Here is a 25,579-nt window from a genome sequence, read left to right as displayed (position 1 = left end):
CCGCGGTTCCGGTGGGCGCGAGCGCCTGACGTCTGTCCCGGTGCCCGGAGCGTCCCGGGTGTCCGCCGTATCCCGGGCGTCGGTCGTATCCCGGCTGTCCGGCGGGAGTCAGTGTGCTGCGGCGCGTGAGCGCCGCAGCCACAGCATCCCCGTCACCGGCAGGATCACCGGGATGAAGAGATATCCCATGCCGTAGTCGGACCACACGGTCGCGTCGGGGAAGGCCGACGGTTCCACGAGCGTCCACGTGCCCACCGTCAGCACGCCCAGCAACTCCACGCAGCAGCAGCCGAGAGCCGCTCGGCGCGCCTTCTCGCCGCCCCGTACGAGCGACAGCGTGATGAACGCGTAGACGAGCGCCGCCACGGCCGACAGGACATAGGCCAGGGGCGCTTCCTCGAAGCGGGTCGTCAGCTGCACGATCGAGCGTGACGCGGCCCCGACCGTGAAGATGCCGTACAGCGTGACCAGCAGGGTGCCGGGGCCCTTGCCGATGCCTTCCCTGACAGCGCCCTTCTTGGCGGTGCCCTTCTTGGCGGTGCCCTCACCGCCGTGGCGTTCACTGCCGGTTCCGCTGCCGGTGCTGCTGCCGGTTCCGGTTCCGGTGCCGGTCTCGGCGCCGGTGTCGTGGCCGTGGGAACCCGTACCGGACGGCTCTGACGGCTCGACCGGCCGCTGCGGCTCACGCGCCATGTCCGCCTCCCCAGATCTCGTGCAGCCGCGCCTGGAGCACCGCGAGCACGAGCGCGCCCGCGGCCACGGTCAGCGAGCCCCATCTGGTGCGCTCCGTCAGGGAGATGAGGCCGACCACCGGTACGCAGGCCGTGACGGCGGCCAGATACGCCACGAAGATGACCGTGCCCTCCGCGGCCTCGCCCCCGCCCACCAACTGGACGATGCCCACGACGAGTTGTGCGAGCGCTAGCAGCGAGACCACGGCCATGCCGATGAAGTGCCAGTCCTTGGTGGGCTGGTCGCGGTAGGCCGCCCAGCCGCACCACGCGGCCAGGACGAGCGCCGCCACGGACAGGACGACGGTGAGCGGGGTGAACACGGTGCGAAGTCTAGAAGGGCCCGCCGGGAGCCCCGCCCTCCGGGCCGCCGGAACGAAGCGCCGCAGTCCGGCGGTGGCCCCGGGCGGGGTCCGCGCGCCGGTCCGGGTGCAGGTCCCCGTATCGACAAGTCGGTTTGCCGTGCCGCGTCCCGCCTGCGAAGGGGCTTCTGGCGCTGCGCATACGGCCTTCGATGCTGCATGCTGTGCACTGCGGCAAACGTCTGGTGCACCCAGGACCCCCGCCGGCGGTCCTCCCAGAGCGGCCGGCAGACCCCGCGGTGGTCTTCTGGGGAGCGACCCCAGCCCCTCGATCCGTATGGAGCGGCGCATGACTTCTACCTTTCCGGACGTCTCGATCAGCACGGAGCGTCTCGTGCTGCGCCCGTTCGAGGAAGCGGATGTCCCCTCGCTCACCGAGATGATGCGCGACGAACTCGTCGCCGCCTGGACGACCGTGCCCGTGCCCTACCGCGAGTCGGACGCACGGGAGTTCATCCTCCGGCGCGCACCGGCCCTGCGCACCGAGGGGCGGGGCATCGCCTTCGCCGTCGCCGAGTTCCTCACCCAGCGCCTGGTCGGGCTCGTCCACCTCGACCACACCGACTGGCGCATCCTCGGCACCGAGGTCGGCTACGTCGTCGCCCCATGGGCGCGCGGCGAGGGCTACGCCTCGGAGTCCGTCCTGGCCCTCGCCCAATGGCTGTTCCAGGACCAGAAGTTCGAGCGCATGGAGCTTCGTACGGCCGCCGACAACACCGCCGCACAGCAGGTCGCGCAGAAGCTCGGCTGCATCAGCGAGGGGGTGCTGCGCAACGCGTGGATAGCGCGCACCCGCACCGAGGACGGCGGCTGGGCCGAGATCCGGACCGATCTCCTCGTATGGAGCCTGCTGCCCGAAGACCTCGACGGCATCCCGGAGCAGCTCGCCGACGCGGACGGCTACGCCCCGTACCCGGACTGGCTCCACTCGCCGCGTTAGCGCCCGCGCTCGGTCCGCGGGTGCAAATCCCGTCGTAGGCAGGCATGTCCGGAAGCGTCCGCACCCGGACTCCGGCACCCGCCGCAGCGGGGGTAGGCTCGATGACCCCCGACCTGCGACGAGCAGACGAGCACCAGAGCCCAGGAGAGCGCACCCATGGCCGACCGCGTCACCGTGATCGGGTGGGACGGTTCGCCTCTGTCAGGAGCCGCCCGCTCGGCCCTCGGCGCTGCCACGCTCGTCGCCGGGGCCGCGCACCATCTCCAGCTGCCCGAAGTGCCGCCGCGCGCCGAGCAGATCAGGCTCGGCAGCGTCTCGCTCGCGGCGCAGCGCATCGCCCGGCACCGCGGCACCGCCGTCGTCTTCGCCGACGGCGACCCGGGCTTCTTCGGTGTCGTACGCACGCTCCGCGCCCCGGAACACGGCCTCGAGGTCGAGGTCGTGCCCGCCGTCTCCGCCGTGGCCGCCGCCTTCGCCCGCGCGGGGATGCCGTGGGACGACGCGCAGCTGGTGGTCGCCAACTCCCGTACGCTGCGCCACGCGGTCAACGTCTGCCGCGCCCACACCAAGGTCGGCGTGCTCACCTCCCCGGGAGCCGGTCCGGCCGAACTCGCGCTGCTGCTCGGCCCGGTGCACCGTACGTTCGTCATCTGCGAGGCGGTGGGCACGGAGCAGGAGGAAGTCACCGTCCTCACCTCGGACAAGGTCGCCGACCACACGTGGCGGGATCCCAACGTCGTGATCGTGGCGGGCGGTTCGACCGGTCCCGCCGCGCCGCGCGCCGGTGCCGCGTCCGGATCCGCGCGCGGCACGGCACCCGGACCGGGAGCGGCGCACGGCGGCCCCGGTGGCGGATGGCTCGCCGCGCACGGCCCCGACTACCCGCCCGCCGTGCGGGGTTGGGCGCTTCCGCTCTCCCAGTACGCCGATGACGGCACGGCCGCCGGCGCCTTCACGGGCAGACCGGGCGAGGCCGCCGCATACGAACCCCCCGCTCCGGCACGGGCGAGCGAATCGCGCCAGCTGCGCGCCTCCCAGCTCTCCCGCCTCGGCCCGCGCATCGGCGACCTCGTGTGGGACATCGGCGCGGGCAGCGGCGCTTTCGCCGTCGAGGCGGCACGTTTCGGCGCCGCCGTCATCGCCGTCGACCGGGATCCGGCCGCCTGTGCCCGTACGGACTCGGCGGCCCGCAGCTTCGGCGTGCAGCTGGAGATCGTGCACGGTATGGCGCCGCAGGTGCTCGAAGACTTTCCCGAGCCCGACGTCGTGCGCATCGGCGGCGGAGGCGTGCCCACCGTCGCGGCGGTGGTGGACAGGCGCCCGGGCTGCATCGTCACGCACGCCGGTACCAGGGACGAGGCGGAGGCCGTCGGAAGAGCGCTCGCAGAGGGCGGCTACGGCGTGGAATGCGCCCTGCTCCAGTCCGTGGAGCTGGACACCTCGGAGTGGGTGGAAAGTGAACGTGCTGTCGTTTTTCTGCTTTCCGGTGTCCGGATCTGAATCTCTGTGGCCGGTGCGTGACGAACCACGACGAAGTGCTGTTTCTCACCCCTCGGTGGACGGACGTGAGCACGGGCCCGGGTAGGCTGACCGATCGTTGTGCCGCCATGCGGTGTTGACGCTTCGTCCGTCAATGTCCGTATGGCGCGTGGCTGATGAACGTGCCGCACGGTGTGCGCGCTCGTTCTTCAACTACGGGGCCCGGCGGCTGTTCGCGGGGCTGTGAGGAGCACTACCGATGGGCGAGGGGTACGCATGACTGACACCGGCAGGATCCCGGGTGAGGGGCAGCCGGAGAATTCAGGCGGGCAGCCGGACGACCGTCAGCCGGGGCTCCCGACTGACGGACCCCACCCCTACACGGGACCGGCCGACGGCCTCGCCGGCGTACCGGGTCCGGGTTTCGCTCACGACGGCATGCACGGGACGATTCCCGGCCCGTATCCCGGCTCGGATCCAGGTCCGAATTCCGGCTCGAATCCCGTCCCGACTCCCGGTGTGGAACCGGTGGATGCCGGGGCGCTGCTGCCGGGGTCGCACGGCGCCAACGCGTGGCACGATCCGCAGGCCGCAGGCGGAGCCGCCCAGGTGCCGGCGCCGCAGGACGCCTACGGGCAGCAGAACGGTTACGTACTCGACGACTCCTACGGGCACTTGGACCCGTACGGCGGTCAGCCGGGGCAGCCGCCGCAGGCCCAGCCGGGGCCCGAGGTCCGGCACGAGACCAGCGCACGGGCCCAACTCCAGGCCATGCAGGAGCAGTTGCTGGGCTCGCAGCCGCAGGCCCAGCCGCAGCCGCAGTCCGGGCAGCAGCCGGAGGTGCAGCAGTACCCGGGAGGTCCCGGCGCGGCCCCCGGCCACGTACCGGGTCCGCACGAGACGGACGGACGCGACTCGGGCTCCATCGACTGCGGCGAGGTGCGGGAGGCGTTCCCGGAGGGCCGTACGCCCGCCCAGGGCACGCCCCGCGCCCAGGCGACTCCCCGCCGTCCGCTCCATCTGGGCCCGCCCGAGCCCGAGCAGTCGGGTGCGGTACGTCCGCTCTCCGACCGTGGGATCAGCGGCGGGCCGCGCGGGTCCAAGCGGCGTGGGAAGCCGGCCCCGGCCACGGGCCAGGACCCGGCTGCCAAGCCGCAACCGCAGCCGGGTCCGGCCGCACAGGCCCAGGCACCCGCACAGGCCCAGGCACAGGCCCAGGCCCATGGTCAGGTGCAGGCTGAGGCACAACCGCAGCCGGAGGTAGAACCGCAGGGTCAGGCGCCGGTCGAGGGTCAGGCGCCGGTCGACGGTCAGTCCGGTGCGGAGACGCCGTCGCACGGCACCGCGACCGGAGTCGCAGCCGCCGCCGAAGTCACGGCGCAGCAGGGCGAGTCCGGCTCTCAGCACGCCGGGCAGTACGGAGCGGCGACGCCCCGGGACGCGGTGCCGGCGACCGGCAGCGTCGAGTATCTGGACGTTGCCCGGATGGACGCCGGCTCCCTGCCGGGCCCCCAACTCGGGGCGCTGCCGCCGCAGGACGAGACGTGGGCAGCGCAGGACGACCCGTACGCCAACGCTGAGAACGGCGCGCAGCCGCAGGAGGCCATGGCGTTCGCCGGTCCCCGACTCACCGCCTCCGCACCCGCGGACGCGCAGCAGCCGGGCGGTGCATCGGAGCAGCCGGGACCGCCCGTGCCGTCCGTGTCGCCCGTGCCGTCCGCAGTTGCCGGGCACGGTCCCGGGCAGCCTGCGGATTCCGTCGCCCCCGCCGATGCGCCCGGAACACCGGCTGCCGGGGGGCAACAGGGCGGGAACGGTGCCCAGTTGGAGAACGGCGGGCAGGAGGAGCCCGGTGTGGCGGACGGACAGCCCGCCGCCTCCCGTACCGGCGGCGGACGCAGGCGGCGGCGCCGCGCTAAGGAAGAGAGCGCCAGCGAGAGCAACAGCACCGGCAACACGTGGGTCTCCTCGCCGGGTTCGACCGCGGTGGAGGCCATCGAGCCCCAACAGCAGGAGAACGGCGGCCCGATCGACGGCGACGTCGACGGTTCGGCGGAGACGGGCCCGGCCGCGCAGGCCCCCGCGTCCGCGGCGGACACGGCGAGGATCCCCGCACAGCAGCAGGGCGTCGAGTCGGCAGCCGCGGAGAACCCGCCCACGGGAGGGGACTCGGACGCCGCCGCGGGAGGGGCCCCGGGCCCGCTCCCCGAGGCGGTCGCCATCCCCGCGCAGCACAGCCGCCGTGCCGGGGCGCCAGGGTCGCCCGAGCAGCAGGCCCAGGCCGGTGCACGCAGCCCGCAGCAGGAAGAGCAGGACCGTGCGCAGGAGCGTACGGAGGCGGAAGGCGGACAGGAGAGCGTGGTCGCAGAGGAGCCCCCCGTGGCTGAACAGCCCCCCGTCGCAGGGGAGATGCCCGCCGCAGGGGAGACCCCGGCCGCCGGGCCCGTCGACGCGTCCACTCGGTCCGCCACCACTCCCGAGGCCCCGGCGCCCGTGGACGCGCAGCCCGGACAGGAGGCGGTTCCGCCGGTCCCCGCCGTTCACATAAGCGAGGAAGCCCAGGCTGTGCCGGAAGACCCGGCTCCCCAAGGCTCGGCCGTAGAGAGCGCGAGCGGGACCGAGGGTGCGGACGCCGCAGGCGTGCCCGCCCTCCATGAGCCTTCACCGGTGCCCGACGGACCGCTTCCCGCCACCGGGCCCGAGGCGGACACTGGCCCGGTGGCCGAAGAGAAGACACAAGCAGAGACCGAGCCCGCGGCACAGGCCGAACCCGGCACCGCCCCCGACTCCGGCACCACCCCCGAGCCCGGAGCCGAGGCCCCCGCACGGGCCGTCGAACCGGCGGAGCTCGCCGACCCCGCCGACCCCGCGGAAACGGCAATCCCCGCCGAACTCGCGGATTCCGCAGACCCCGTGGAGCCCGCGGGCCCCGAGGACGCCGACGGCCCCGAGGACGCCGTCACCGCACCCGAGGGCCCTCCGGCGCCCGGCTACGCGGACGAAGAGCGCGAAGCCGTACACCGCCTGATGCGTGAACGCCGCGACATCCGCAACGGCTTCCGCCCCGACCCCATCCCGCACGAGGTGCTGCTGCGCGTACTCGAAGCGGCCCACACCGCGCCCAGCGTCGGCCACTCCCAGCCCTGGGACTTCGTCGTCATCCGCTCCGAGGAGACCCGGCGTGCCATGCACGAACTGGCCGAGCGCCAGCGCCATGCGTACGCCGAGTCGCTGCCGAAGGCACGCGCGAAGCAGTTCAAGGAACTGAAGATCGAGGCGATCCTCGACACCCCGGTCAACATCGTCGTCACCGCCGATCCGACCCGCGGCGGGCGGCACACCCTCGGCCGCCACACTCAGCCGCAGATGGCCCCGTACTCCTCCGCGCTCGCCGTGGAGAACCTGTGGCTGGCGGCACGCGCCGAGGGGCTCGGCGTCGGCTGGGTCAGCTTCTTCGACGAGCGCGAGATGGTGCGCGCGCTGGAGCTGCCCGAGCATCTGGAGGTCGTGGCGTATCTGTGCGTCGGGTACGTGGACGAGTTCCCGCCCGAGCCCGAACTGGCGCAGGCGGGCTGGTCCAAGCGCCGCCCGCTGTCCTGGGTGGTGCACGAGGAGTCGTACGGACGCCGGGTGCTGCCCGGTTCGGAGCCGCAGGACCTGCTCTCCGACACCGTCGCCGCCATCCGCCCGCTGGACGCCAAGGCGCTCGGCGAGGCGTGGGAGCGGCAGAAGCGCATGACCAAGCCGTCGGGTGCGCTCGGGATGCTGGAGATCATCTCCGCGCAGCTGTGCGGGCTGTCGCGCAAGTGCCCGCCGCCGCTTCCGGAACCTGCCGCCGTCGCCATCTTCGCCGCGGACCACGGTGTGCACGCCCAGGGCGTCACCCCGTGGCCGCAGGAGGTCACGGCCCAGATGGTGGCCAACTTCCTCGGGGGCGGCGCCGTCTGCAACGCGTTCGCGACCCAGGTCGGCGCCGAGGTCTGCGTCGTGGATGTGGGCGTGGCCAGCGAACTCCCAGCCACGCCGGGCCTGTTGCCCCGCAAGGTCCTGCCCGGCACGGCCGATATGACGCAGGGTCCGGCGATGACGCGCGAGGATGCGCTGCGGGCCCTGGAGGTCGGCATCGAGACGGCACGCGACCTGGTCGCGGCCGGCAACAGGGCGCTTCTCACCGGCGAGATGGGCATCGCCAACACCACGGCTTCGGCCGTGCTCGTCGCGGCCTGCACCGGCGCGGACGCGTCCGAGGTGACCGGCCGCGGTACGGGCATCAACGACGAGACGCACGCCCGCAAGGTCGACGTCGTACGCCGGGCCCTGGAGGTGCACCAGCCCGATCCGGAGGATCCGCTGGGCATGCTCGCGGCCGTCGGCGGCCTCGAACACGCCGCCCTGGTCGGCCTCATCCTCGGCGGCGCCTCCCTGCGTACGCCCGTGATCCTCGACGGCGTGAGCGCGGGCGCCGCCGCCCTGGTCGCGCGCTGCATCGCCCCCGAGGCGATGGCCGCGTGCATCGCCGGGCACCGCAGCTCCGAGCCCGGACACGTGGCGGCGCTCACCAAGCTGGGCCTGCGCCCGCTGGTCGATCTCGACCTGCGGCTCGGCGAGGGCACCGGGGCGCTGCTGGCGCTGCCGATGGTGCAGAGCGCGGCGCGCGCCATGCACGAGGTCGCGACGTTCGACTCGGCGGGCGTGACCGGGAAGGGCTGACGGGCCGGACCGGCGGACGCGTGGCCCGGGCGCAGCCGCGCGCGGCCGGGCCGGTGGCGCCAGTGCCGGGCGCCGCCGGTGCCGATCCGGCCGGGCCGGTGCGCGGCCGTATCCGCGAAACCGCGTGCGTACGAGGCCGCGCAGTGATCCGCGGAACAGCGGCCGCGGTCCCGGCGCCATAGGCTGTCCGCGGCAGTCCGTGCGGGTCCGCCGGGCGGCGGCGCCCGGACAGTCGCGCACCCCGGCCGCCAGACACCCCGCACACCACACACCCCGCACACCGGCGGACCGCCGTGCCTCTCCGGCCACGCACTCCGTCCGCCCCGCACGTACACGCCGCTCCAGCGCCGCAGCGGCCAGTTCCGCAACAGCAACACGAGGAGCCGCACCCGCATGTCCGAGTCCGTGCCCGGAACCGGCACCGCTCCCCAGTCCGACTCCGGGACCGAACGCCCCGCCTATCCCGTGGGACTGCGCCTCACCGGGCGCCGGGTCGTGGTGGTCGGCGGCGGCAGCGTCGCCCAGCGGCGACTGCCCACGCTGCTGGCCGCGGGCGCGGACGTGCTGCTGATCGCCCCCGCCGTGACCGCTTCCGTCGAGGCCATGGCCGACGCAGGCGAACTGACGTGGCTGCGCCGCCCGTACGCCGACGGCGACTTGGAAGACGCCTGGTACGCGCTGATCGCCACCGACGACCCGGCGACCAACACGGCCGCGTCGGCCGAGGCCGAGTCCCGCCGCGTGTGGTGCGTACGTAGCGACGACGCTTCGGCGGCGACGGCCTGGACCCCGGCCACCGGCCAGAGCGAGGGCGTCACGGTCGCCGTCCTCACCGGACGCGATCCGCGCCGCTCGGCCGCCGTGCGCGACGCCGTCGTCGAGGGACTGCACAACGGCACCCTCGCGGCGCCCCGGCGCCGCGGCCGCGGCGGGGGAGTCGCCCTCGTCGGCGGCGGCCCCGGAGACCCCGAGCTGATCACGGTGCGGGGCCGCCGGCTGCTCGCCGAGGCGGACGTCGTCGTCGCCGACCGACTCGGGCCGCGCGACCTGCTGTCCGAACTGCCGCCGCACGTCGAGGTGATCGACGCGGCCAAGATCCCCTACGGGCGTGCCATGGCGCAGGAGGCCATCAACGACGCCCTCGTGGAGCACGCGAAGGCCGGCAGATCCGTCGTACGGCTCAAGGGCGGCGATCCGTTCGTGTTCGGGCGCGGAATGGAGGAGGCACGGCAGCTCGCGGAGGCGGGCGTCCAGGTCACGGTCGTGCCGGGCATCACCAGCGCCGTGAGCGTGCCGGGCGCGGTCGGCATCCCCGTCACCCACCGCGGAGTCGCCCACGAGTTCACGGTGGTCAGCGGCCATGTCGCCCCCGACGACCCGAGTTCGCTCGTCGACTGGCCGGCGCTGGCGCGGCTGCGCGGCACGCTCGTGCTGATGATGGCCGTGGAACGTCTCGGCGCCATCGCCGAGACCCTGATGCGGCACGGCAGGGACGCGGACACGCCCGTCGCCGTCGTGCAGGAGGGCACGACCGCGGGGGAGCGGCGCGTGGACGCCACGCTGGCGACGGTGGCGGAGCGGGCAGCCGCGGAGGAGGTACGTCCGCCGGCGGTCGTCGTGATCGGAGACGTGGTGTCCGTCGGAGGTACCGCGCCGGAGGAGGCGGAGGCCCGCTCGGGAACGGACACGAGCGGCGGGTCCGGTACCGACGGCGGTTCCGGGTCCGGTTCCGGCGGCGGGCCGGGTTCGGGTTCCGGGTCCGGTTCCAGCACGGGCTCCGGCTCCCGCTCCGGCGGCGGTACCGGTACGGGCTCCGGAAGCTGACGGGACCGTACGTGGCCGACGTCATCCCCGTCGACGACCCCGCCGACCCCCGCCTGTCCGACTTCACGGGCCTCACCGACGTCGAGCTGCGCCGCAGACGCGAACCGGCCGAGGGGCTGTTCATCGCTGAGGGCGAGAAGGTCATCCGCCGCGCGGCGCAGGCCGGTTACCGGATGCGTTCGATGCTGCTGTCCGAGAAGTGGGTCCCCGTCATGCGGGACGTACTCGACGAGTCGCCCGCACCGGCGTACGTCGTGAGCCCCTCGCTGGCCGAGCAGGTCACCGGGTACCACGTGCACCGCGGTGCGCTCGCCTCCATGGAACGCAGGCCCCTGCCCGCCCCGGAGCACGTGCTGAGCGCGGCACGACGCGTCGTGATCATGGAGGCGGTCAACGACCACACCAACATCGGCGCGATATTCCGCAGCGCCGCCGCGCTCGGCATGGACGGCGTGCTGCTCTCACCGTCGTGCGCGGACCCCCTGTACCGCCGCTCCGTGAAGGTGTCGATGGGCGCGGTCTTCTCCGTACCGTACGCACGGCTCGGCAGCTGGCCGCAGGGCCTGGAGTCCGTACGCGACGCGGGCTTCCCGCTGCTGGCGCTCACCCCGGACGCGGACGCCGTGCCGCTCGACGAGGCCCTCGCGCACCGCCCCGCCCGGGTGGCGCTGCTGCTCGGCGCCGAGGGGGAGGGGCTGACGAGGCGGGCCCTGAGTGCCGCCGACGAACACGTCCGCATCCCGATGGCACACGGTGTGGACTCGCTCAACGTCGGGGCGGCCGCGGCCGTCGCCTTCTACGCCGTGACGAGGAGCTGACGCGGGAACGGCACCGCGCTGACGCGGGGACGGCGCCGCGGGGGCTCAGCCCCGGACAGCCGCGTACCCCGGCGGCACGCGGTGCGGGACCGGCGAGGGAGCCGCGAACTCTCCCTGTACGCCTGCCTCTTGGGCCGGAGCCGACAGGACCGCCCGAGCGGCCGGGCTGCCGGGAACCGCGCCCGGGTCCGCCGGAGCCGCGGCCCCCGGACTCGCCGGACGGCCGTCGCTCCCGCCCAGGCCGCGCGTGGGCCCCTGACAACCCTGGGCCGCCGCGATCCCCAGCGCCACCAGCACGGTCACCGTCACGAACACCACGAGCCGCTGCCGCAGCAGCCGCCGGTCGGCACCGCGCCGCACCGGACCCTGGCCGTGATCACGCCCTCCCGTGCCCGCCGGGCGCCTGGCCCGGCCGCCGCGCCCCGCGGCGTCGCCCGCGCCCGCCCGCGTGGCGGTACGCGGAACCTGATGCCCCTTCGAGTTCTTGGCGCCCTTCGAGCCGGCGCCTTTCGAGCCGGCGCCTTTCGCACGGTCGCCGGGACGCGACGCCGAGGGTCGGGACGCCCCGCCATGGCTCCCTGTGTCCGAAGAGGCACCCGGCGAGCCCCCGGTCCCGGCCGCGCCGCCCGGGTCGCCGTGGTCCCGGGGATCCCGGTGCTCCCTCGGGTCCCTGTGGTTGCGGTGGTGCTCGTGGTGCCTCTCCTGACGAGCGGTCTCGGGCCGCTGCCGCCCCCGGTCACCGGTACGCCGCAGCCGGGAGCGGTCACCGGGCCTCGACGGCGGAACGGACCTGCCGCGCCCACCGGCTCCCGCCGTACCGGCGCCGCCGCCTTGTCCCGCGGAAGCGCCCGGCCCCGCCGAACCCGCCGACGCGGGCGGCCTGTTGGAGCCGGTGCGCGGGCCGCCGGCCCTGGTGGAGGACGGACGCGAGGCCGCCGCCCCGGCGCCGCCGGAGGCCGTCCCTCCGGCAGAGGTGGGACGTGCGCCCGCACCGTTCGGGCCGCCTGCGCCGCCTGCGCCGCCGCCCGTCGGTCCCATCCCGCCCGTACGCTCCGTACCGTCCGCACCGCCCGGCTGCTCCGCCGGACCCCGCGCCTCGCGCGCCGCGATCTCCTTCAGCCGCAGTGAGAGCTGAAGCGGGCTCGGACGGTCCTCGGGCGCCTTCACCAGACACGCGTGGATGAGCGGGGCGAGCGCCGCGTGCACGCTCTCCAGCTGCGGCTCCTCGTGTACGACCCGATAGAGCATCACCTCCGAACTGCCCTGTCCGAAGGGGGAGTCGGCCGTCGCCGCGTACGCCAGCGTCGCTCCGAGGGCGAAGACGTCCGTGGCGGGCGTCACCAGCGCCCCGCGCACCTGCTCGGGCGCGAGGAACCCGGGGGAGCCCACCGCCGTGCCCACGTGCGTGAGAGTGCTCGCGCCCGTGGCCCAGGCGATGCCGAAGTCGATGATGCGCGGGCCCTTGGGCGAGAGCAGGATGTTCGACGGCTTCAGATCCCGGTGGACGACACCGGCCTCGTGCACGGCGACCAGCCCCTCCGCCAACGACGCCCCGATGGACGCCACTTGGCTGGCCGGCAGCGGACCCGAGTCCGTCACCTTGTCGTGCAGCGACGGCCCGGGCACGTACTGCGTGGCGAACCACGGCCGGTCCGCCTCCAGGTCCGCGGCCACCAGACGGGCCGTACATCCGCCCCGGATGCGGCGCGCCGCCGAGACCTCGCGCGCGAAGCGTGACCGGAACTCGTTGTCCTCCGCCAGATCCGGACGGATCACCTTCAGCGCGACCCGCTGCCCCCGCCGGTCCGAACCGAGATACACCACACCCATCCCGCCCGCGCCCAGCCGCCGGTGCAGCCTGAACGAGCCGACGACTCGCGGATCCTCGCGTCGGAGCCGCATCATCGCCATGTCTTCCCCTGCCTGAGGTGTCGGGCCTTCCCTGCCTTCGGCGGGGAGACTCCCAGCCGGACCGGGAGGGCGGTGCCCTGATCGTTCTCTAGCGCGTCCGTCTGACGAGGCACAGCTTACGGACTGCCGCCACGGGGCGACGACAGGCCGCGCACGCGGCGCCGTCGTATCGCCACGACCCGGCGCCCGGAGCCCGCGGGCCCCAACTTGCGCCGCTGCCCGCCCGGAAGCCTCACCCCAATGGTCAACGCCCGCCCGCCCACGGCGACTTGACGGCAGCGCGGAAGGCGCGGCGGACGAGCGGCACCGTCGGGGGACGGCACGGGTGGGAGCCTACGCACGGCCACGCGACGGGAGTTGGGGGTACGAGAGCGCGCCGGCGGCGCATCAGCGGTGAGGGATGTCACCTGTGCACGCAGCCGATGCCCCGCCCTCCGCACGTTCCCGTCCATGCGCGTACGCAGGAGGCCCTGCCCACAGCCGCCGCCACGGTTCCCCTCGGGGAAGACCCCGGTACCGGAGGCCCACTCCTCCACCCTGGGGAGTATCCGGCGGACCCCGCCGTCATCCTGGGGGAGGCCCCGCAGTCGGTACGCGGGCATGACGCCCCGTCCGGCGGCCCCGCCTAGTCTTCTTGCAAGCGGCGGGCGAAGCACTCGTCCCCCGAGGTCAGTCGTCCGCCGCCCCGGGGGAGAAGACAGGAGCGGACCATGGCGCACACGGCAGAGCGCGGGGCACGCGGGGCGCGGGTACGACTGGCGGCGCTGGCCGCCTTCGGCACCCGTGGCAGCGAGCGCCGCCATCCGCTGGTGGCCGCCGCCATGGTGCTGCCACTGGCCGCCGTACTCGCCATCGCGTCCGGCGCGGTGCATGCGGTGGTCGCACAGGCGTCGTCCGTGGCCGGAATGCTGGGGCACTGAGATGCCCAGGGCTCGGGAGAGCGGCCCGAGCCGGGGATAGCCCGGTCATCAGCCCCGTGGGGACGGGGGTGCGACGGACGGCATTGAGGTCCGGGCAGCTGGGGAGCTGCCCGGACCTCAGGTATATGAGGCGCCGATCCCTGAGCGGCCGCCAGGTACGGGCGCCCGTGCATGAACGTCTCCGGCATGAGCGGACGGCCATCGAGCCCGCGTACGATCCCATGGACGATGGACGGTGGCCGCGGAGGTGCCGCCCAGTCTCCGTCGCTGGGGGGACATTGCCGACGACGCTCACGCTCACCGACCGGCTGTACGCACTCGCACGCGAGGCCGCCGCACCGGCCGAGCCCTGCGGCGGGCCGTCCGGTGCACCGCGTCCCGTCGTGCTCGCCGACCGCCCCGACGGTACGGTCGTCGGGCTCGGCGACGTCGTCGCCAAGGCACACCCGCCCGGCCCGCCGGCGGACACCGGCGAACTGACGGTACGTCTGCACATCGCCGCCCACCCGCTGCTCGCGGGCATCATGCTGGCGCCGCTGACTCCCGCCGGGACGCCCCTGCCCGGGGCCGCCCCGGCGCCCGGCGGAACCCCCACCGGGGGCGCGGCCGGCACGTACCCGGCGGACCCCCTGCGCCCGATGCGTCTCCACGACGGGCGGCCGGCCACTCTCTGGCCCCGCGGCCGTCCCGTGGACCCCGACGCCCCCGATTCCGCACCCTGGGAGGCGGCGGGCACGCTCCTCGCCCGCCTGCACTCCGTACGGCTCGATGCGCTGCGCGCCGGACTGCCCGGCCCGATACCGGCGATGCGCGGCCCGGAGAAGGCGGCCCGCGCGCTGAAGCGCATGCGCGCGGCGCTCGATCACGATCACGGCCACGACCCCGCCGCCACTGCCACTGCCACTGACTCTGCCCCCGCCTCCGAACTCACGGCCGCCGTCGAGGCCGTCGAGGCGGCGTGGGCGGTCCTGCCCGCCTGGTGCAGAGGAGAGGAGCCGCCCGAGCCTTCGCGGCTAAGCGCGCTGTGCCACGGGGACTTCCACATGGGCCAGTTGGTCAGCCACCCGGCCGGCGAGGACGGCGCCTGGCAGCTCATCGACGTCGACGACTCGGGCATCGGCGACCCGGCATGGGACCTCGCCCGGCCCGCCGCCTGGTTCGCGACGGGACTGCTGCCCGGCCCGTCCTGGCAACGCTTCCTGCACGCCTACGAGACCGCCGCAGCCACACCCTTCCTCGGCGGGGGCGACGGCACCTGGCCGCCCCGTCTCGACGCACCGGCCCGCGCCCTGACCGTACAGACGGCCGCGCTGGCGGTCGCCAAGGCCCACGCCGCCCGACGCCCCCTGGACGAAGCCGAAACGGCGTGCGCCGAAGCCTGCGAACGCATCGCGACCGCCCACGTACCCGGGCAACGGGACGAAACGGGCCGTACGCTGGATCCGCAGTGACCGAGCGGTGAAAACACCGACGTGGAGAGGAATTTCGACCATGCAGTGTCCCAAGTGCGGTGCGCCCATGCAGACGTTCAACCGCAACGGCGTCCAGATCGAGCAGTGCGGCGGCTGCCGGGGGATCTTCCTCGACTACGGCGAGCTGGAGGCGCTCACACGCTTGGAGTCCCAGTGGTCGCAGCCCGCCCCACCGCCGGCCGCCCCGTACGGCCAGGGCCACGCTCCCCAGTCCTACCCCGCCGCCCCGGCCTGGGGCGCCCCGCACCACGGCCACCACGGCCACGGTCACTACGGCCACGGCCACAAGCGCGGCTTCGGCCACATGCTGTTCTCCTCATGACCCCGGCCACGCCGCGGAGTTGACCCGCGAACGCAGAGTGCCCCGGCCGTCCTCGGCCGGGGCACTCTCACTGTGCGCGGTACTGGGATTGAACCAGTGACCTCTTCCGTGTCAGGGAAGCGCTCTCCCGCTGAGCTAACCGCGCGGGTTGGAACGACAGAGATATTGTCACGCGCTGACCTGCAAGACAAATCCGCGCGGATGCGCGGCCGTCCACCGCGGTCCGGGGCGGTAGTCACGCAGTTGGTCACTCAGCAGCGCACGGTCTGAGGTGTGCCGGGTCGCATCCTGTGCGCTCCTTGCTCCCGCCATGCGCACTTGTGCGACGTCGCTGTCTCACGCACGGTCGTCCGGGCTGCTCTGTCCCTCGGCGGAAGGGAGATCGCCCTTGGCGGCGGCCGTCGTCAAGGTCCTGACGCGAGCACACGAACGGGCACGCAACGGCCACGACGGCGTGCACACGCAGACGCTGGAAGCGTACGGCCACGGTCTGCACGCGGCCCAGTACGAGGAACTGGCGGCCGGGCTAGAAGGCTTCGCCGAGGCCACGCCTGTCCGCCTGCGCGCCCGTACCGTCATGGTCGTCGCCGATCACCTGATCTATCCCTTCCGGTACCCGGACAGGGACCTCCCGGTCACCGCAGCCCGGCTAAAGAAGAAGGACCGCCTGCGGGCAGAGCTCATACGCGAGTTAGGACCGAAGCCGATGCAGGGCGAACTCGACCTGGGCCTGGAGGAGTTCGAGAATCACGAGGTCCACCAGGGTCTCGCGCACGTACCCCGGGACGTCAGCCTGGTCATCGTCGCCTACGCCTGCTCCATGACCGCGGGCATCATGCGACTTGAGTGGGGCATCGCCGACCTCCGCCCGGACCGCTACCTCCAGTGGCACCGCCACGAGCCCCTGTAGCCCCACCGCCGGCACCGCACCTCTCCGAACTTCGGCATAGCCGTACCAGGGCGCAGATCAACCAGAGCGCCCCAGACCGCACCAGTGTGACGACGGCCACCATCCGGCATCGTCTGTCAACGTCGGCCAACCTCGCACGGTCCAGAGACGGTCCAGACTTGTGTCGGGCTCGCTGGGCTGACAGCCCTTGTCTTGAAGTATCTGGAGGCAAGTGAACGACCTCATTGCGAGTACTGCATACTCCCCATCCGGCGTAGCATCTTCGTTCTACGTGCTTATTGGCGTATCGCAAGGCCAAGGGGTCTTCCATGGGGGCATTTTCTAGGATATGGAACTGGTATCAGTTTAGCGCCAGTGTTCCGCAACGGAGAACTGAGGATAGAGAGAGCCAAGAGGAAAATGTAAAGATTCGACGACGCGTTGCAACAGATTTGCACGTCGAGGATACGTCAGATCGCGAGCGTTTGATTGAAGCTTCGCAATTGGCCGCCATAGGTGTCATGTTGCCGGTATGGATGCGCCGCAGACACGACAAGACCGCCATCGCAGGAGCCGGACTTATCACTTTGGGCGGCGCGACCCTTCTCTTATGGGCAATTAATTGGGGCCCAGTTGCACACACCTTAAGAAACGGAGCTACAGCGAGCAAATTAGGTTCATCTCTCATTGAGCAAGTAGAACTGTTGCTCGTGCTGATAGCGGTTGGAGCTACAGGGTCCAGCTTCCGGGGAATGCTTTCATTCCTGCGTGGTAGGCTTCATCCCGCACCTGAAACGGAAAGGCATGGAGTTGACATTGCGCTCATTTTGTGCGCGTCGGCCATAGGTGCCACGCTTGTGGGATTGCCTTGGGCTACTCTACTTGTGCTCCGTTCTTACTATGAGTGGGCAGCGGGTTGGCAAATACTGATTGGGAGTGGCCTCCTTCTAGGAGTCGGCTTCCATCGCTGGGCAAGTGCCTTTAGGCGGTTGCTCGATCGTCATGCACGCGCGGGCTATGAGGAATCAATCGATCAGGTCGTCTGGCAGCTACACTATCTTGCATGGGAGCTACACATAAGCAGGCCTAGATATCTACAGCCGCGCCCGCTTAGACAGGTCAGAGCCGTCATCGAAAAGACTGCGCGCGTGATCGAAATGAATCCGGTGCCTCTTCGTGCTTCAGGTTGGCGGGAGAGGGCGCTTCGGGGTCAGATCCGCCGCGACCATGCTCGTGTTGCCGCAACCCTCCGCGAACTCAGCAAAGAAATTGCGACGTCGCATTCTCTCGAAAACTATGATCGCGTGTGCTCGGCAGTATTAGCGGGTGCCATATCAGCTGCGCATGAAAACTGGGATGAGCTGCTTGAGAATGCCCCGGAGGTAAGTCTCGTCTCTCGGTCAGCGCGCGCTATACGAAGACTTTCTCCTTCCCTTACGCTGGCTGCTTCGGCGCTCGTGATCCCGCTAATACCAGGGGTCGGACACGCATCCGATGGACTCCGTGTGCTACTGCTTGCCACAGCGGTCCTATCTGCAATTCCAACGGGCGACGCCACACGTGCCGCGGTTGTAGGGGCGCTGGATAAGGCACTACTGAAGGGCCCGGGTACTGGAGCTGGAAAGAGCAACTGAAATTCGCGACCCGTAGGAATTGAAGAGGTCAGTGGAGCGGGTTTGGGCTGGAGCTGCTTTGGGGCGAGAGATCGGGGGCTCGTATGCTTTCCGCGACTTGGGCAGTCTCTTGACCTGCCCGCAGTAGCCCGATGTGGGCCCCTGATCTTGGAGGCTCGCTTCAGTGTGAGTGTGGTTGTGGCCTGGTCGTCTTCGTTGGCGCAGGGTCGGTCGTAGTCGGCGGGTGGCTCGGAGGCTCGCTGCCCTGGTGACGGGGCTTGCTTGGGATTTGTCCTCGCCGGCTGCGGCTCGGGCTGACCGGAGTGGCCTGATAGGAGAGTGGCAGCAGCCCCAACTGAGGTATGCCCCCGGTCGGTCTTCACTTCGGCGCGAAGGGTGGCAGGGCGATGCTGGTGATCGGGGTGGACCCTCACAAGGACAGCCACACGCTGGTCGCGGTGGATGGCGCGGGATGCAAGCGCGGCCAACTCACGGTGCCTGCCCGCACGGAGGGCCGTCTGTGGGCGGTGGAGGACTGCCGGCATGTGGCCGGCGGGCTGTTGCGGGACCTGCTGGCCGGTGGTCAGGGCGTGGTGGCGGTGCCGCCGAAGCTGATGGCTCGGACTCGTGCCTCGGTCCGTCAGCGTGGCAAGTCCCATCCCATCGACGCCCTGGCAGTGGCCCACGCCGCCCAGCGCGGGCCGGGGTTGCCGGCGGCCCGGCTGGATGAAGAGGCACTGGAGATGTGGCTGTTGGTCGATCACCGCCGGACGCTGATTGCCGAACGCACCCGGATCATCAACCGCCTGCGCTGGCATTGCCATGCGCTCGATCCTGATCTGGCGCCGGGGCCACAGGAGTTGAGCCGTAAATGCGTGCGGGCGAAGCTTGCGGCGGGTACTCAAGGCCGTGGACGGGCTCGACCCTGCGGAGTGGACGCCCCGGGAACTGCGGCACAGCTTCGTGTCGCTGCTGTCGGACAGAGGCGTGCCGTTGGAAGAGATCTCCCGCCTGGTCGGCCACTCGAGTACGGCCGTGACGGAGAAGGTCTACCGGAAGCAGATCCGTCCCGTGATCCAGACCGGAGCCGTCGTCATGGACCGGGTGTTCGAGGCTGGCGCCTCCGACGTGGGACCCAACTCCGGCCCGTAGTCACGCAGCGCGCCGGCCGAGGGGTTCACGGCCTGCCCGGTGTGCGGTCGTTCGTCAGTGACAACAGGAAGGCGCTCACTGCCGTCGGCGCTTCATCCAGGACGTATCTTCTCCCGCGTGCCCGACTGACCCTCTATCCCAGGCACGCATGTCACGGCGCACCTCTCTCGCGTCGCGAGACATGTTGAACCCATCTCGAATCTGCCTCCCGCGGCGCCGCGCTCGCCAGTCGAGGGTGGCGCCGAAGAGGAGGATTGCGGCGACCAACGCGCCCAGCACCACTAGGACCATAAAGGCAGCCTGCCAGCAAACTGCCCAATCCCGCCAGGAATCGGGGTACTCAGGGCTGTCGACGGCCTCGACACTGCGGACCGGACACCTCGGGAGCTGCGCCACAACTCTGTCTCGCTACTGTCCGACAGAGGTGTCACTGTCCGACAGGGGCATCCCGTTGGAGGAGGTCTCCCGCCTGGTCGGCCACTCCAGTACGGCCGTGACCGAGAAGGTCTACCGGAGGCAGGTCCGCCCCGCGATCCAGACCGAAGCGGTCGTCATGGACCGGGTGTTCGAGGCTGGCGCCTCCGACGTGGAGCCCAACTCATCTTCATAGTCACGCAGTTGGTCACTCACAACGAACCAGGGGCCGTTTCCCTCATCGGGAAACGGCCCCTGGCCTGTGTGGACGATACTGGGATTGAACCAGTGACCTCTTCCGTGTCAGGGAAGCGCTCTCCCGCTGAGCTAATCGTCCTTGGAGGTGGAGACGGGATTTGAACCCGTGTAGACGGCTTTGCAGGCCGTTGCCTCGCCTCTCGGCCACTCCACCGGGCGGGAGTCGTGAAACTCCCACGCAGAGCGGACGACGAGATTCGAACTCGCGACCCTCACCTTGGCAAGGTGATGCTCTACCAACTGAGCCACGTCCGCAGGTGTTGCCGTCCCGGTCGGCTTCCGCGTCCCGGCGACGGGTTGAACTGTAGCGGATAACGCTGCCAGCTCAAATTCTGTTTGCCCTGCGTGACCGTCCGTACGGGCCGCCGAGCAGCGGCGGATCCCCTCCCCGGAGCCGCGCACTCCCCTCCGCGGAGCGCGCGACGAGCCCCTCCGCGGAGCGCGCGACGAGCCCCTCCGCGGAGCGCGCGACGAGCCCCTCCGCGGAGCCGCGTGGCGAGCCCCCTGCGGCGACCTCCCGCCGAGGGCCCGCGAAGCCCCGGACCGCCCGGCACCGCCGCACCATAGACTCGCTCGTGTGTACGCCCCGACGCCCTTCGCCCGCTTCGGCTCGCTCCTCGCCACCGACCTGCGTGACGTCACCAGCGACCCCGCGGCCCTGGAGTCCGCGGGCTGGTGGGCCGTGGTCGCGGACTTCGAGGGGCGGCTGGTGTGCGCACGCTTCGGCGACGTACGCGAGACCACACTGCCCGCCCCACGCTCGGCCCCGCTGCCCCCGGCCGCCGCGCGCTGGCGCGGCCCCGCGCCCGCCGCGTGGACCAGTTCGATGGACCGCGCCTCCTACACCGCAGGTGTACGGCGCATCCGCGAGCACATCGCGGCAGGCGACGTCTACCAGGCCAACCTCTGCCGGGTGCTGAGCGCGCCCCTGCCCGAGGCCGATCCCGAGGCGTCCGACGTCTCCGGCCTCTCGGCGCTGCTGGCACGCGGCAACCCCGCCCCGTACGCCGGCGCCGTACGGCTCCCCGCCCACGGCGTGGAAGTGGCCACCGCCTCACCGGAGCTGTATCTGCGGCGCTCCGCCGGGACCGTCGAATCGGGACCGATCAAGGGCACGGCCCGTACCGCCGAGGAGATGCTGGAGAAGGACCACGCCGAGAACGTGATGATCGTCGACCTGGTACGCAACGACCTGGGCCGCGTCTGCGCCCCCGGATCGGTCACCGTGCCGGCGCTGTGCGAGGTCGAGCCGCATCCCGGCCTCGTCCACCTCGTCTCGACGGTGCGCGGCGAACTCGCTCCCGGGACGGGCTGGCCCGAACTGCTCAGGCACACCTTCCCGCCGGGCTCGGTCACCGGCGCCCCCAAGCTCAGCGCTCTGCGGATCATCGGCGCCCTGGAGACCTCGCCACGAGGTTCGTACTGCGGCGGAATCGGCTGGGCCGACGCCGACCGCGGCACCGGCGAGCTGGCCGTCGGCATACGCACCTTCTGGATCGAACGCGGCAGTCGCGGCGCCGTTCTGCGTTTCGGCACGGGCGCCGGGATCACCTGGGGATCCGATCCCGAAGCGGAGTGGGCGGAGACGGAACTCAAGGCGTCGGGGCTGCTCAAGGTAGCGTCGGGTATGCGCCACCCCGAGGTGCCGGCACCCACGGCGACGAGCGGAAGGAGAGCCCTGTGAAGATCTGGCTCGACGGCGGACTCCGGGACGTCGACGACGCACACGTCTCCGTCCTGGATCACGGACTGACCGTCGGCGACGGGGTCTTCGAGACGGTGAAGACCGTGGAGGGCACGCCGTTCGCCCTTACGCGGCACATCGAACGCCTCGCCAGGTCGGCCCGCGGTCTCGGCCTGCCCGCTCCCGACCCCGGCGAGGTCCGCCGCGCCTGCGCCGCCGTCACCGATGCGGAGCCGATGCCGCTCGGCAGGCTCCGCATCACCTACACCGGCGGGCCCTCGCCGCTGGGCTCCGACCGGGGGGAGGTCACCCCCACCCTCGCCGTCGTGCTCACGGAGTCGCCCCGCCGCCCCGACACCACGGCTGTGATCACCGTCCCGTGGACCCGTAACGAGCGGGGCGCGCTCGCGGGCCTGAAGACGACGTCGTACGGGGAGAACGTGCTGGCGCTCTCGCGCGCGCACCAACAGGGCGCGGGCGAGGCCCTGTTCGGCAACACCCGAGGGCGCCTGTGCGAGGGCACCGGCACCAACGTCTTCGTCGTGCTCGACGGTGAACTGCACACGCCCCCGCTGGAGTCGGGCTGCCTCGCCGGCATCACCCGCGCACTGGTCGCGGAATGGGCCGGAGCGCGCGAGACCGATCTGCCGATGGACGCCCTGGAGCAGGCCGAGGAGATCTTCCTGACGTCCTCCCTGCGCGATGTGCAGGCCGTGCACCGCGTCGACGACCGGCAACTGCCCGGCGCCCCCGGGCCGGTGACGCTCAAGGCGATGAAGCTCTTCGCCGAGCGTTCCGCGGCCGACACCGACCCGAGGTGAGCGGGCGGCCCGCCCGCGGCGACCGGCCGGAGCGGGGGTGACGGGTCACGGCGCAGGCGGTAGAACTCGACCGTGACCACGACGCTGCGCCCGACCGGCCCCGACCAGTACGACGCCGACGGCGTCCGCTCCCGCTCGTACGAGATCTGCGTCAACAGCCGCCCGGTCGGCTTGCTGCGACTCACCGTCGACCCGCAGTACGGCCCCGTCACCGGCCGTGTGACCCAACTCGTCGTCGACGAGCGTGAACAGCGGCGCGGACGCGGCGCCGTCGCCGCCCTCGCCGCCGAGGAGGTGCTGCGCGGATGGGGCTGCCGCCGCGTGGAGATCAGCGTCCCGGCCGGAGCGGAAGCCGCGCTGGGCCTGGCCGCCGGCCTCGGCTACCAGGAGCGGAGCCGGAGCATGATCAAGGAGCTTGCCGGACGGCCGCGGCTTCCCGACGGCAGCACGGACCGCGCCGTGACCGAGGAGGAGTTCCCCGCCTGGCGTGAGCGCGGGCAGCCGCCGCTGCGGCAGGCGATGACCGACCGCGGCCTGCCCGCCGAGGAGGCCGCCCGCAGAGCATCGGAAGCCTTGGATGCGCTGTTGCCGGACGGGGCGTCGACGACCGGCGTGGCGCTGCGCGTCCTGGTACACGACGGCACGGACACGGGACGGATCTGGGTCGAACTCGAACGTAGCCCGCGAGAGGACTGCGACGCCTACGTCTACGAGGTGGAGGTCGACGAGGCACGACGCGGCCTCGGCCACGGACGCACCCTGATGCTCGTGGCCGAACGGGAGGCCCTGGCCGCCGGTGCGCACACGCTCGGACTGCACGTCCTCACCGCCAACACCCCTGCGCTGCGCCTGTATTCGTCGCTCGGCTACCGCGTCGTCGAGCACCACCACTGCAAGGCGCTGCTCTGACAGCGGGATCACGCGGGGATCATGCACCCCCCGGGGAGCGCCGAACCTGCGGAATACGCCGGACCGGCGGGACTACGCGCGCCCGCCGCCGAGCAACTTGTCCGCGATCTCCTCGATCCGAGCCCGCAGCCCCTCCTGGCTCTTGCCGCCGTCCAGCCGCTGCTCGTCGATGACGTACGTCGGCGTGCCCCGCACACCGATCGCCCTGCCCTCCGCCTGGTCCGCGTCGACGATCAGCAGATGACGTCCGTCGATCAGCGCACTCTCGAACTCCCCGTCGTCCAGCCCCAACTCACGCGCCACCTCCAGCAGCAACTCCTCGCCGCGCTCGGCGAGTTCCGCGTGCCGCTCCAGCACGGCCGCCGCGTAGGCGTCTCCCTGGCCCTGCGCGTACGCCTCCTCGGCCGCCTGCGCCGCTGCATACGCGTGCTTGTGCTTCTCCAGCGGGAAGTGCCGCAGCCGGATCTCCAGCCGCTCCCCGTACCGCTCGCGCAGCGCGGCCAGGTCCCCCTGAGCGCGGTGGCAGTCGGGGCACTGAAGCTCGCACCAGTAGTCGAGCACGAGTCGGGAGGGGGCGTCGTCCATGCGGACAGTCTCTCAGCCGCGAACGACTGCTCAGGACCCCGAGATCTCCCTGAATCCAGGTACCGCCGTGGCCTCCCACGTCGGCACGTAGCAAGATGGAGACATGCTGACCACGACCGTGTGCGCCGCGCTCTCCGCAGCCGGCCTGGCCGTCGCCTTCCTGACGGCCTTCCGGCGGCGCTTCGCCGCCGCCACCCGCATCGCGGCGTTCGCGCTGGTGCCGGTCGGACTGGCCATGTCGGGTCTCGCCGGCCTCGCCGGGAAGATCGGCAAGGCGGTCGGCACCTGGGCGGCGGACCTCGTGCTCAAGCCCACGGTCTGGGCGGGCTTCGCGGTCCTCGCCGTCGCGTTCGTGCTGTACGTCGTGGGACGTCTCGCCGGGAAGCGCTCGCGCGGCAGGGCCGCCGAGCAGCCTCGCGCCGCAGCGTCCGCCCCCGGCCGCGCCGCCGCGTCCGGTACGGCGAGCACTCCCGCCCTCGGCAGCGGTACGGCGGCGCCGGCGGGGCAGGAGCGAAAACCCGCGCCGGGCAAGCAGGACCAGGCCTCCGCCGGTGACGACGACTTCTCCGACATCGAGGCCATCCTCAAGAAGCACGGCATCTGACGTACCGATCCGACAGGACCGTCAGCGCACAGCATCCGCAGCCGCGCCCACCCGGCCGCCATCTATCACGTTCCCCTTCACGGCACCGGCAGGACCCGTGAACTCCACCGTGCCGTGGGCGTGTTGACCATCACCGGGGTGCGGGCTGCGTAATCATCACCGCGAGATGGACATGACGCCGAATCCCCCGGCCGAGCTCGCCGAGCCGCCCTCCGCGCCAGCCGCGACCGCACACCCCGTCCACCACGTCCCGGTGCTGCCGGAGGCGCCGCTGCCGGAGCACAAAGGCTGCCTGTACGCGATCTCCCAGCCGCCGCTGATGTTCTTCCTGGCGTTCATCGCGCTGCTCCTCGCGATCACCGGCGCGCACGACCTCCTGTTCAACTGAGCACGGTCCGAACTGCGTGCCGCCTGAACTGAGCGCCGTACGCGGCGGTCTGCCGTACGCCCCCTCAGCCCTGTGCCGTCTCCGCGGACTCCCGCTGACGCGCGCGGTACGCCGCCACGTGCAGCCGGTTCCCGCACGTACGGCTGTCGCAGTAGCGCCGTGAACGGTTCCGCGAGAGATCGACGAACGCACGCCGGCAGTCCGGCGCCGCACACCTGCGCAGCCGGTCCCGCTCGCCGGAGACGATGATGAAGGCGAGAGCCATCCCGCCGTCCGCGGCCAGGTGGTGGGCGACCGAGGCACCGGGCGCGAAGTAGTGCACGTGCCAGTCGTAGCCGTCGTGGTCCGTGAGCTGCGGTGTCGTCCCCGCCTCGGCCACCAGCGCGTTGACCAGCCCCGCCGCCGTACGGTCCTCGCCCGCCTCGAAGACCTCCGCGAAGCGTTCCCGCACCGACCGCACCGCGCCCAGATCGTCCTCGGTCAGCTTCCCCACGTCACTGAGACTGTTCCGCTCCACGTACGCGCCGAGGTCGGCCACGGAGAGGAGCAGATCGGGCTGGTCGCCGTCGGTCGCGGTGTTGAGCAGGTCCACAACCTCGTCGAGCGCGCACCGGGTGTCGTGGTTGATCTGCACGGGTCGCTCCTCGGGTCTGACCGACGGGTCCGGTGCGCAGAGACTAACGCCTGCGCCACACGGCGACGCCGCCACCGCCGGAGCCCGGTGGAGCCGGGTCCGAGGGTGACGGCGTCGTGGTGCGTGCCGTGCTGAGCCG

The 25,579-nt window shown here is 72.1% G+C and carries 19 protein-coding genes, 4 tRNA genes and 2 pseudogenes; 16 read left to right on the top strand and 9 right to left on the bottom strand.

Annotated features, from left to right (window positions below; all coding sequences use genetic code 11):
• Positions 1-108: 108 nt before the first annotated feature.
• Positions 109-495 carry a hypothetical protein gene (locus HCC61_RS21105; protein ID WP_169138097.1) on the bottom strand — a complete coding sequence of 129 codons (387 nt, stop codon included), beginning with the start codon at positions 493-495 and terminating at the stop codon, positions 109-111.
• Positions 496-682: 187 nt separating this feature from the next.
• The gene (locus HCC61_RS21100) at positions 683-1,054 is read right to left on the bottom strand and encodes a hypothetical protein (RefSeq protein WP_169137628.1); all 372 of its coding nucleotides are present in this window, start codon (positions 1,052-1,054) and stop codon (positions 683-685) included.
• A 328-nt stretch (positions 1,055-1,382) separates the two neighbouring features.
• Here HCC61_RS21100 and HCC61_RS21095 point away from each other — a divergent pair, with 328 nt between their 5' ends.
• The 5 genes from HCC61_RS21095 to HCC61_RS21075 all read left to right on the top strand — a co-directional run bounded on the left by HCC61_RS21095 (position 1,383) and on the right by HCC61_RS21075 (position 10,864).
• A complete protein-coding gene (locus tag HCC61_RS21095; protein WP_169137626.1) occupies positions 1,383-2,033 on the top strand; it encodes a GNAT family N-acetyltransferase in 651 nt (216 codons plus the stop codon).
• Positions 2,034-2,189: 156 nt separating this feature from the next.
• Positions 2,190-3,533: a precorrin-6y C5,15-methyltransferase (decarboxylating) subunit CbiE gene (cbiE, locus tag HCC61_RS21090; protein WP_169137624.1), complete on the top strand. Its 1,344-nt coding sequence runs from the start codon at positions 2,190-2,192 to the stop codon at positions 3,531-3,533.
• A 255-nt stretch (positions 3,534-3,788) separates the two neighbouring features.
• Positions 3,789-8,222 carry a nicotinate-nucleotide--dimethylbenzimidazole phosphoribosyltransferase gene (cobT, locus tag HCC61_RS21085; protein ID WP_169137622.1) on the top strand — a complete coding sequence of 1,478 codons (4,434 nt, stop codon included), beginning with the start codon at positions 3,789-3,791 and terminating at the stop codon, positions 8,220-8,222.
• A 393-nt stretch (positions 8,223-8,615) separates the two neighbouring features.
• The gene (gene cobA, locus HCC61_RS21080) at positions 8,616-10,046 is read left to right on the top strand and encodes a uroporphyrinogen-III C-methyltransferase (RefSeq protein WP_169137620.1); all 1,431 of its coding nucleotides are present in this window, start codon (positions 8,616-8,618) and stop codon (positions 10,044-10,046) included.
• A gap of 11 nt (positions 10,047-10,057) precedes the next feature.
• Complete coding sequence (locus tag HCC61_RS21075) at positions 10,058-10,864, top strand: RNA methyltransferase (RefSeq protein ID WP_169137618.1); 807 nt, start codon at positions 10,058-10,060, stop codon at positions 10,862-10,864.
• A gap of 45 nt (positions 10,865-10,909) precedes the next feature.
• On the opposite strand, the gene HCC61_RS30845 is transcribed toward HCC61_RS21075, so the two are convergent.
• Entirely contained in the window at positions 10,910-12,775 is a 1,866-nt protein-coding gene (locus HCC61_RS30845) for a serine/threonine-protein kinase (RefSeq protein ID WP_240969162.1), read from the bottom strand.
• Positions 12,776-13,485: 710 nt separating this feature from the next.
• Between HCC61_RS30845 and HCC61_RS21065 the strand changes: the two genes are divergently transcribed.
• The 3 genes from HCC61_RS21065 (at position 13,486) to HCC61_RS21055 (ending at position 15,489) form a co-directional block, all read left to right on the top strand.
• Positions 13,486-13,695, top strand: coding sequence for a hypothetical protein (locus HCC61_RS21065; protein WP_169137616.1), 210 nt, complete (start codon positions 13,486-13,488; stop codon positions 13,693-13,695).
• A gap of 278 nt (positions 13,696-13,973) precedes the next feature.
• Entirely contained in the window at positions 13,974-15,146 is a 1,173-nt protein-coding gene (locus tag HCC61_RS21060) for a phosphotransferase (protein ID WP_240969161.1), read from the top strand.
• 40 nt (positions 15,147-15,186) lie between these two features.
• Entirely contained in the window at positions 15,187-15,489 is a 303-nt protein-coding gene (locus HCC61_RS21055) for a zf-TFIIB domain-containing protein (RefSeq protein ID WP_169137614.1), read from the top strand.
• A gap of 73 nt (positions 15,490-15,562) precedes the next feature.
• Here HCC61_RS21055 and HCC61_RS21050 read toward each other — a convergent pair.
• Positions 15,563-15,634 (bottom strand) — tRNA-Val (locus HCC61_RS21050).
• A 243-nt stretch (positions 15,635-15,877) separates the two neighbouring features.
• Between HCC61_RS21050 and HCC61_RS21045 the strand changes: the two genes are divergently transcribed.
• The 3 genes and pseudogenes from HCC61_RS21045 to HCC61_RS21030 all read left to right on the top strand — a co-directional run.
• Positions 15,878-16,399, top strand: a complete 522-nt coding sequence (locus HCC61_RS21045) for a hypothetical protein (RefSeq protein WP_240969160.1) — start codon at positions 15,878-15,880, stop codon at positions 16,397-16,399.
• A gap of 2,474 nt (positions 16,400-18,873) precedes the next feature.
• Positions 18,874-19,143 (top strand): annotated as a pseudogene (locus HCC61_RS21035) (tyrosine-type recombinase/integrase); the annotation flags it as partial.
• Positions 19,144-19,491: 348 nt separating this feature from the next.
• A pseudogene (locus tag HCC61_RS21030) lies at positions 19,492-19,753 on the top strand (hypothetical protein); the annotation flags it as partial.
• 69 nt (positions 19,754-19,822) lie between these two features.
• On the opposite strand, the gene HCC61_RS21025 reads toward HCC61_RS21030, so the two are convergent.
• The 3 genes from HCC61_RS21025 to HCC61_RS21015 form a co-directional block, all read right to left on the bottom strand.
• Positions 19,823-19,894, bottom strand: a tRNA-Val gene (locus tag HCC61_RS21025).
• Position 19,895: 1 nt separating this feature from the next.
• A tRNA-Cys gene (locus tag HCC61_RS21020) sits at positions 19,896-19,969 on the bottom strand.
• Positions 19,970-19,997: 28 nt separating this feature from the next.
• Positions 19,998-20,070, bottom strand: a tRNA-Gly gene (locus HCC61_RS21015).
• A 322-nt stretch (positions 20,071-20,392) separates the two neighbouring features.
• Between HCC61_RS21015 and HCC61_RS21010 the strand changes: the two genes are divergently transcribed.
• From HCC61_RS21010 to HCC61_RS21000, 3 genes are all read left to right on the top strand, one after another.
• Entirely contained in the window at positions 20,393-21,499 is a 1,107-nt protein-coding gene (locus tag HCC61_RS21010; protein WP_169137610.1) for a chorismate-binding protein, read from the top strand.
• On the top strand, positions 21,496-22,320 hold the full coding sequence (locus tag HCC61_RS21005) for an aminodeoxychorismate lyase (protein ID WP_169137608.1): 825 nt from the start codon (positions 21,496-21,498) through the stop codon (positions 22,318-22,320). Before HCC61_RS21010 ends, HCC61_RS21005 begins: the two co-directional genes overlap by 4 nt.
• Positions 22,321-22,392: 72 nt before the next feature.
• Positions 22,393-23,229, top strand: coding sequence for a GNAT family N-acetyltransferase (locus HCC61_RS21000; RefSeq protein ID WP_169137606.1), 837 nt, complete (start codon positions 22,393-22,395; stop codon positions 23,227-23,229).
• A 72-nt stretch (positions 23,230-23,301) separates the two neighbouring features.
• Here HCC61_RS21000 and HCC61_RS20995 read toward each other — a convergent pair whose 3' ends face one another.
• Complete coding sequence (locus HCC61_RS20995) at positions 23,302-23,814, bottom strand: DsbA family protein (protein WP_169137604.1); 513 nt, start codon at positions 23,812-23,814, stop codon at positions 23,302-23,304.
• A gap of 103 nt (positions 23,815-23,917) precedes the next feature.
• Here HCC61_RS20995 and HCC61_RS20990 point away from each other — a divergent pair, with 103 nt between their 5' ends.
• Complete coding sequence (locus HCC61_RS20990; RefSeq protein WP_169137602.1) at positions 23,918-24,418, top strand: hypothetical protein; 501 nt, start codon at positions 23,918-23,920, stop codon at positions 24,416-24,418.
• A 166-nt stretch (positions 24,419-24,584) separates the two neighbouring features.
• Positions 24,585-24,806, top strand: coding sequence for a hypothetical protein (locus HCC61_RS20985; protein WP_169137578.1), 222 nt, complete (start codon positions 24,585-24,587; stop codon positions 24,804-24,806).
• A gap of 64 nt (positions 24,807-24,870) precedes the next feature.
• Here the strand turns inward: HCC61_RS20985 and HCC61_RS20980 are convergent, their stop codons facing one another.
• Positions 24,871-25,440 carry a CGNR zinc finger domain-containing protein gene (locus HCC61_RS20980; protein WP_169137600.1) on the bottom strand — a complete coding sequence of 190 codons (570 nt, stop codon included), beginning with the start codon at positions 25,438-25,440 and terminating at the stop codon, positions 24,871-24,873.
• Positions 25,441-25,579 lie beyond the last annotated feature (139 nt).

Source organism: Streptomyces sp. HNM0575 (assembly GCF_012726265.1).
GTDB lineage: Bacteria > Actinomycetota > Actinomycetes > Streptomycetales > Streptomycetaceae > Streptomyces.
This window is presented reverse-complemented; position numbering and strand designations above follow the sequence as displayed.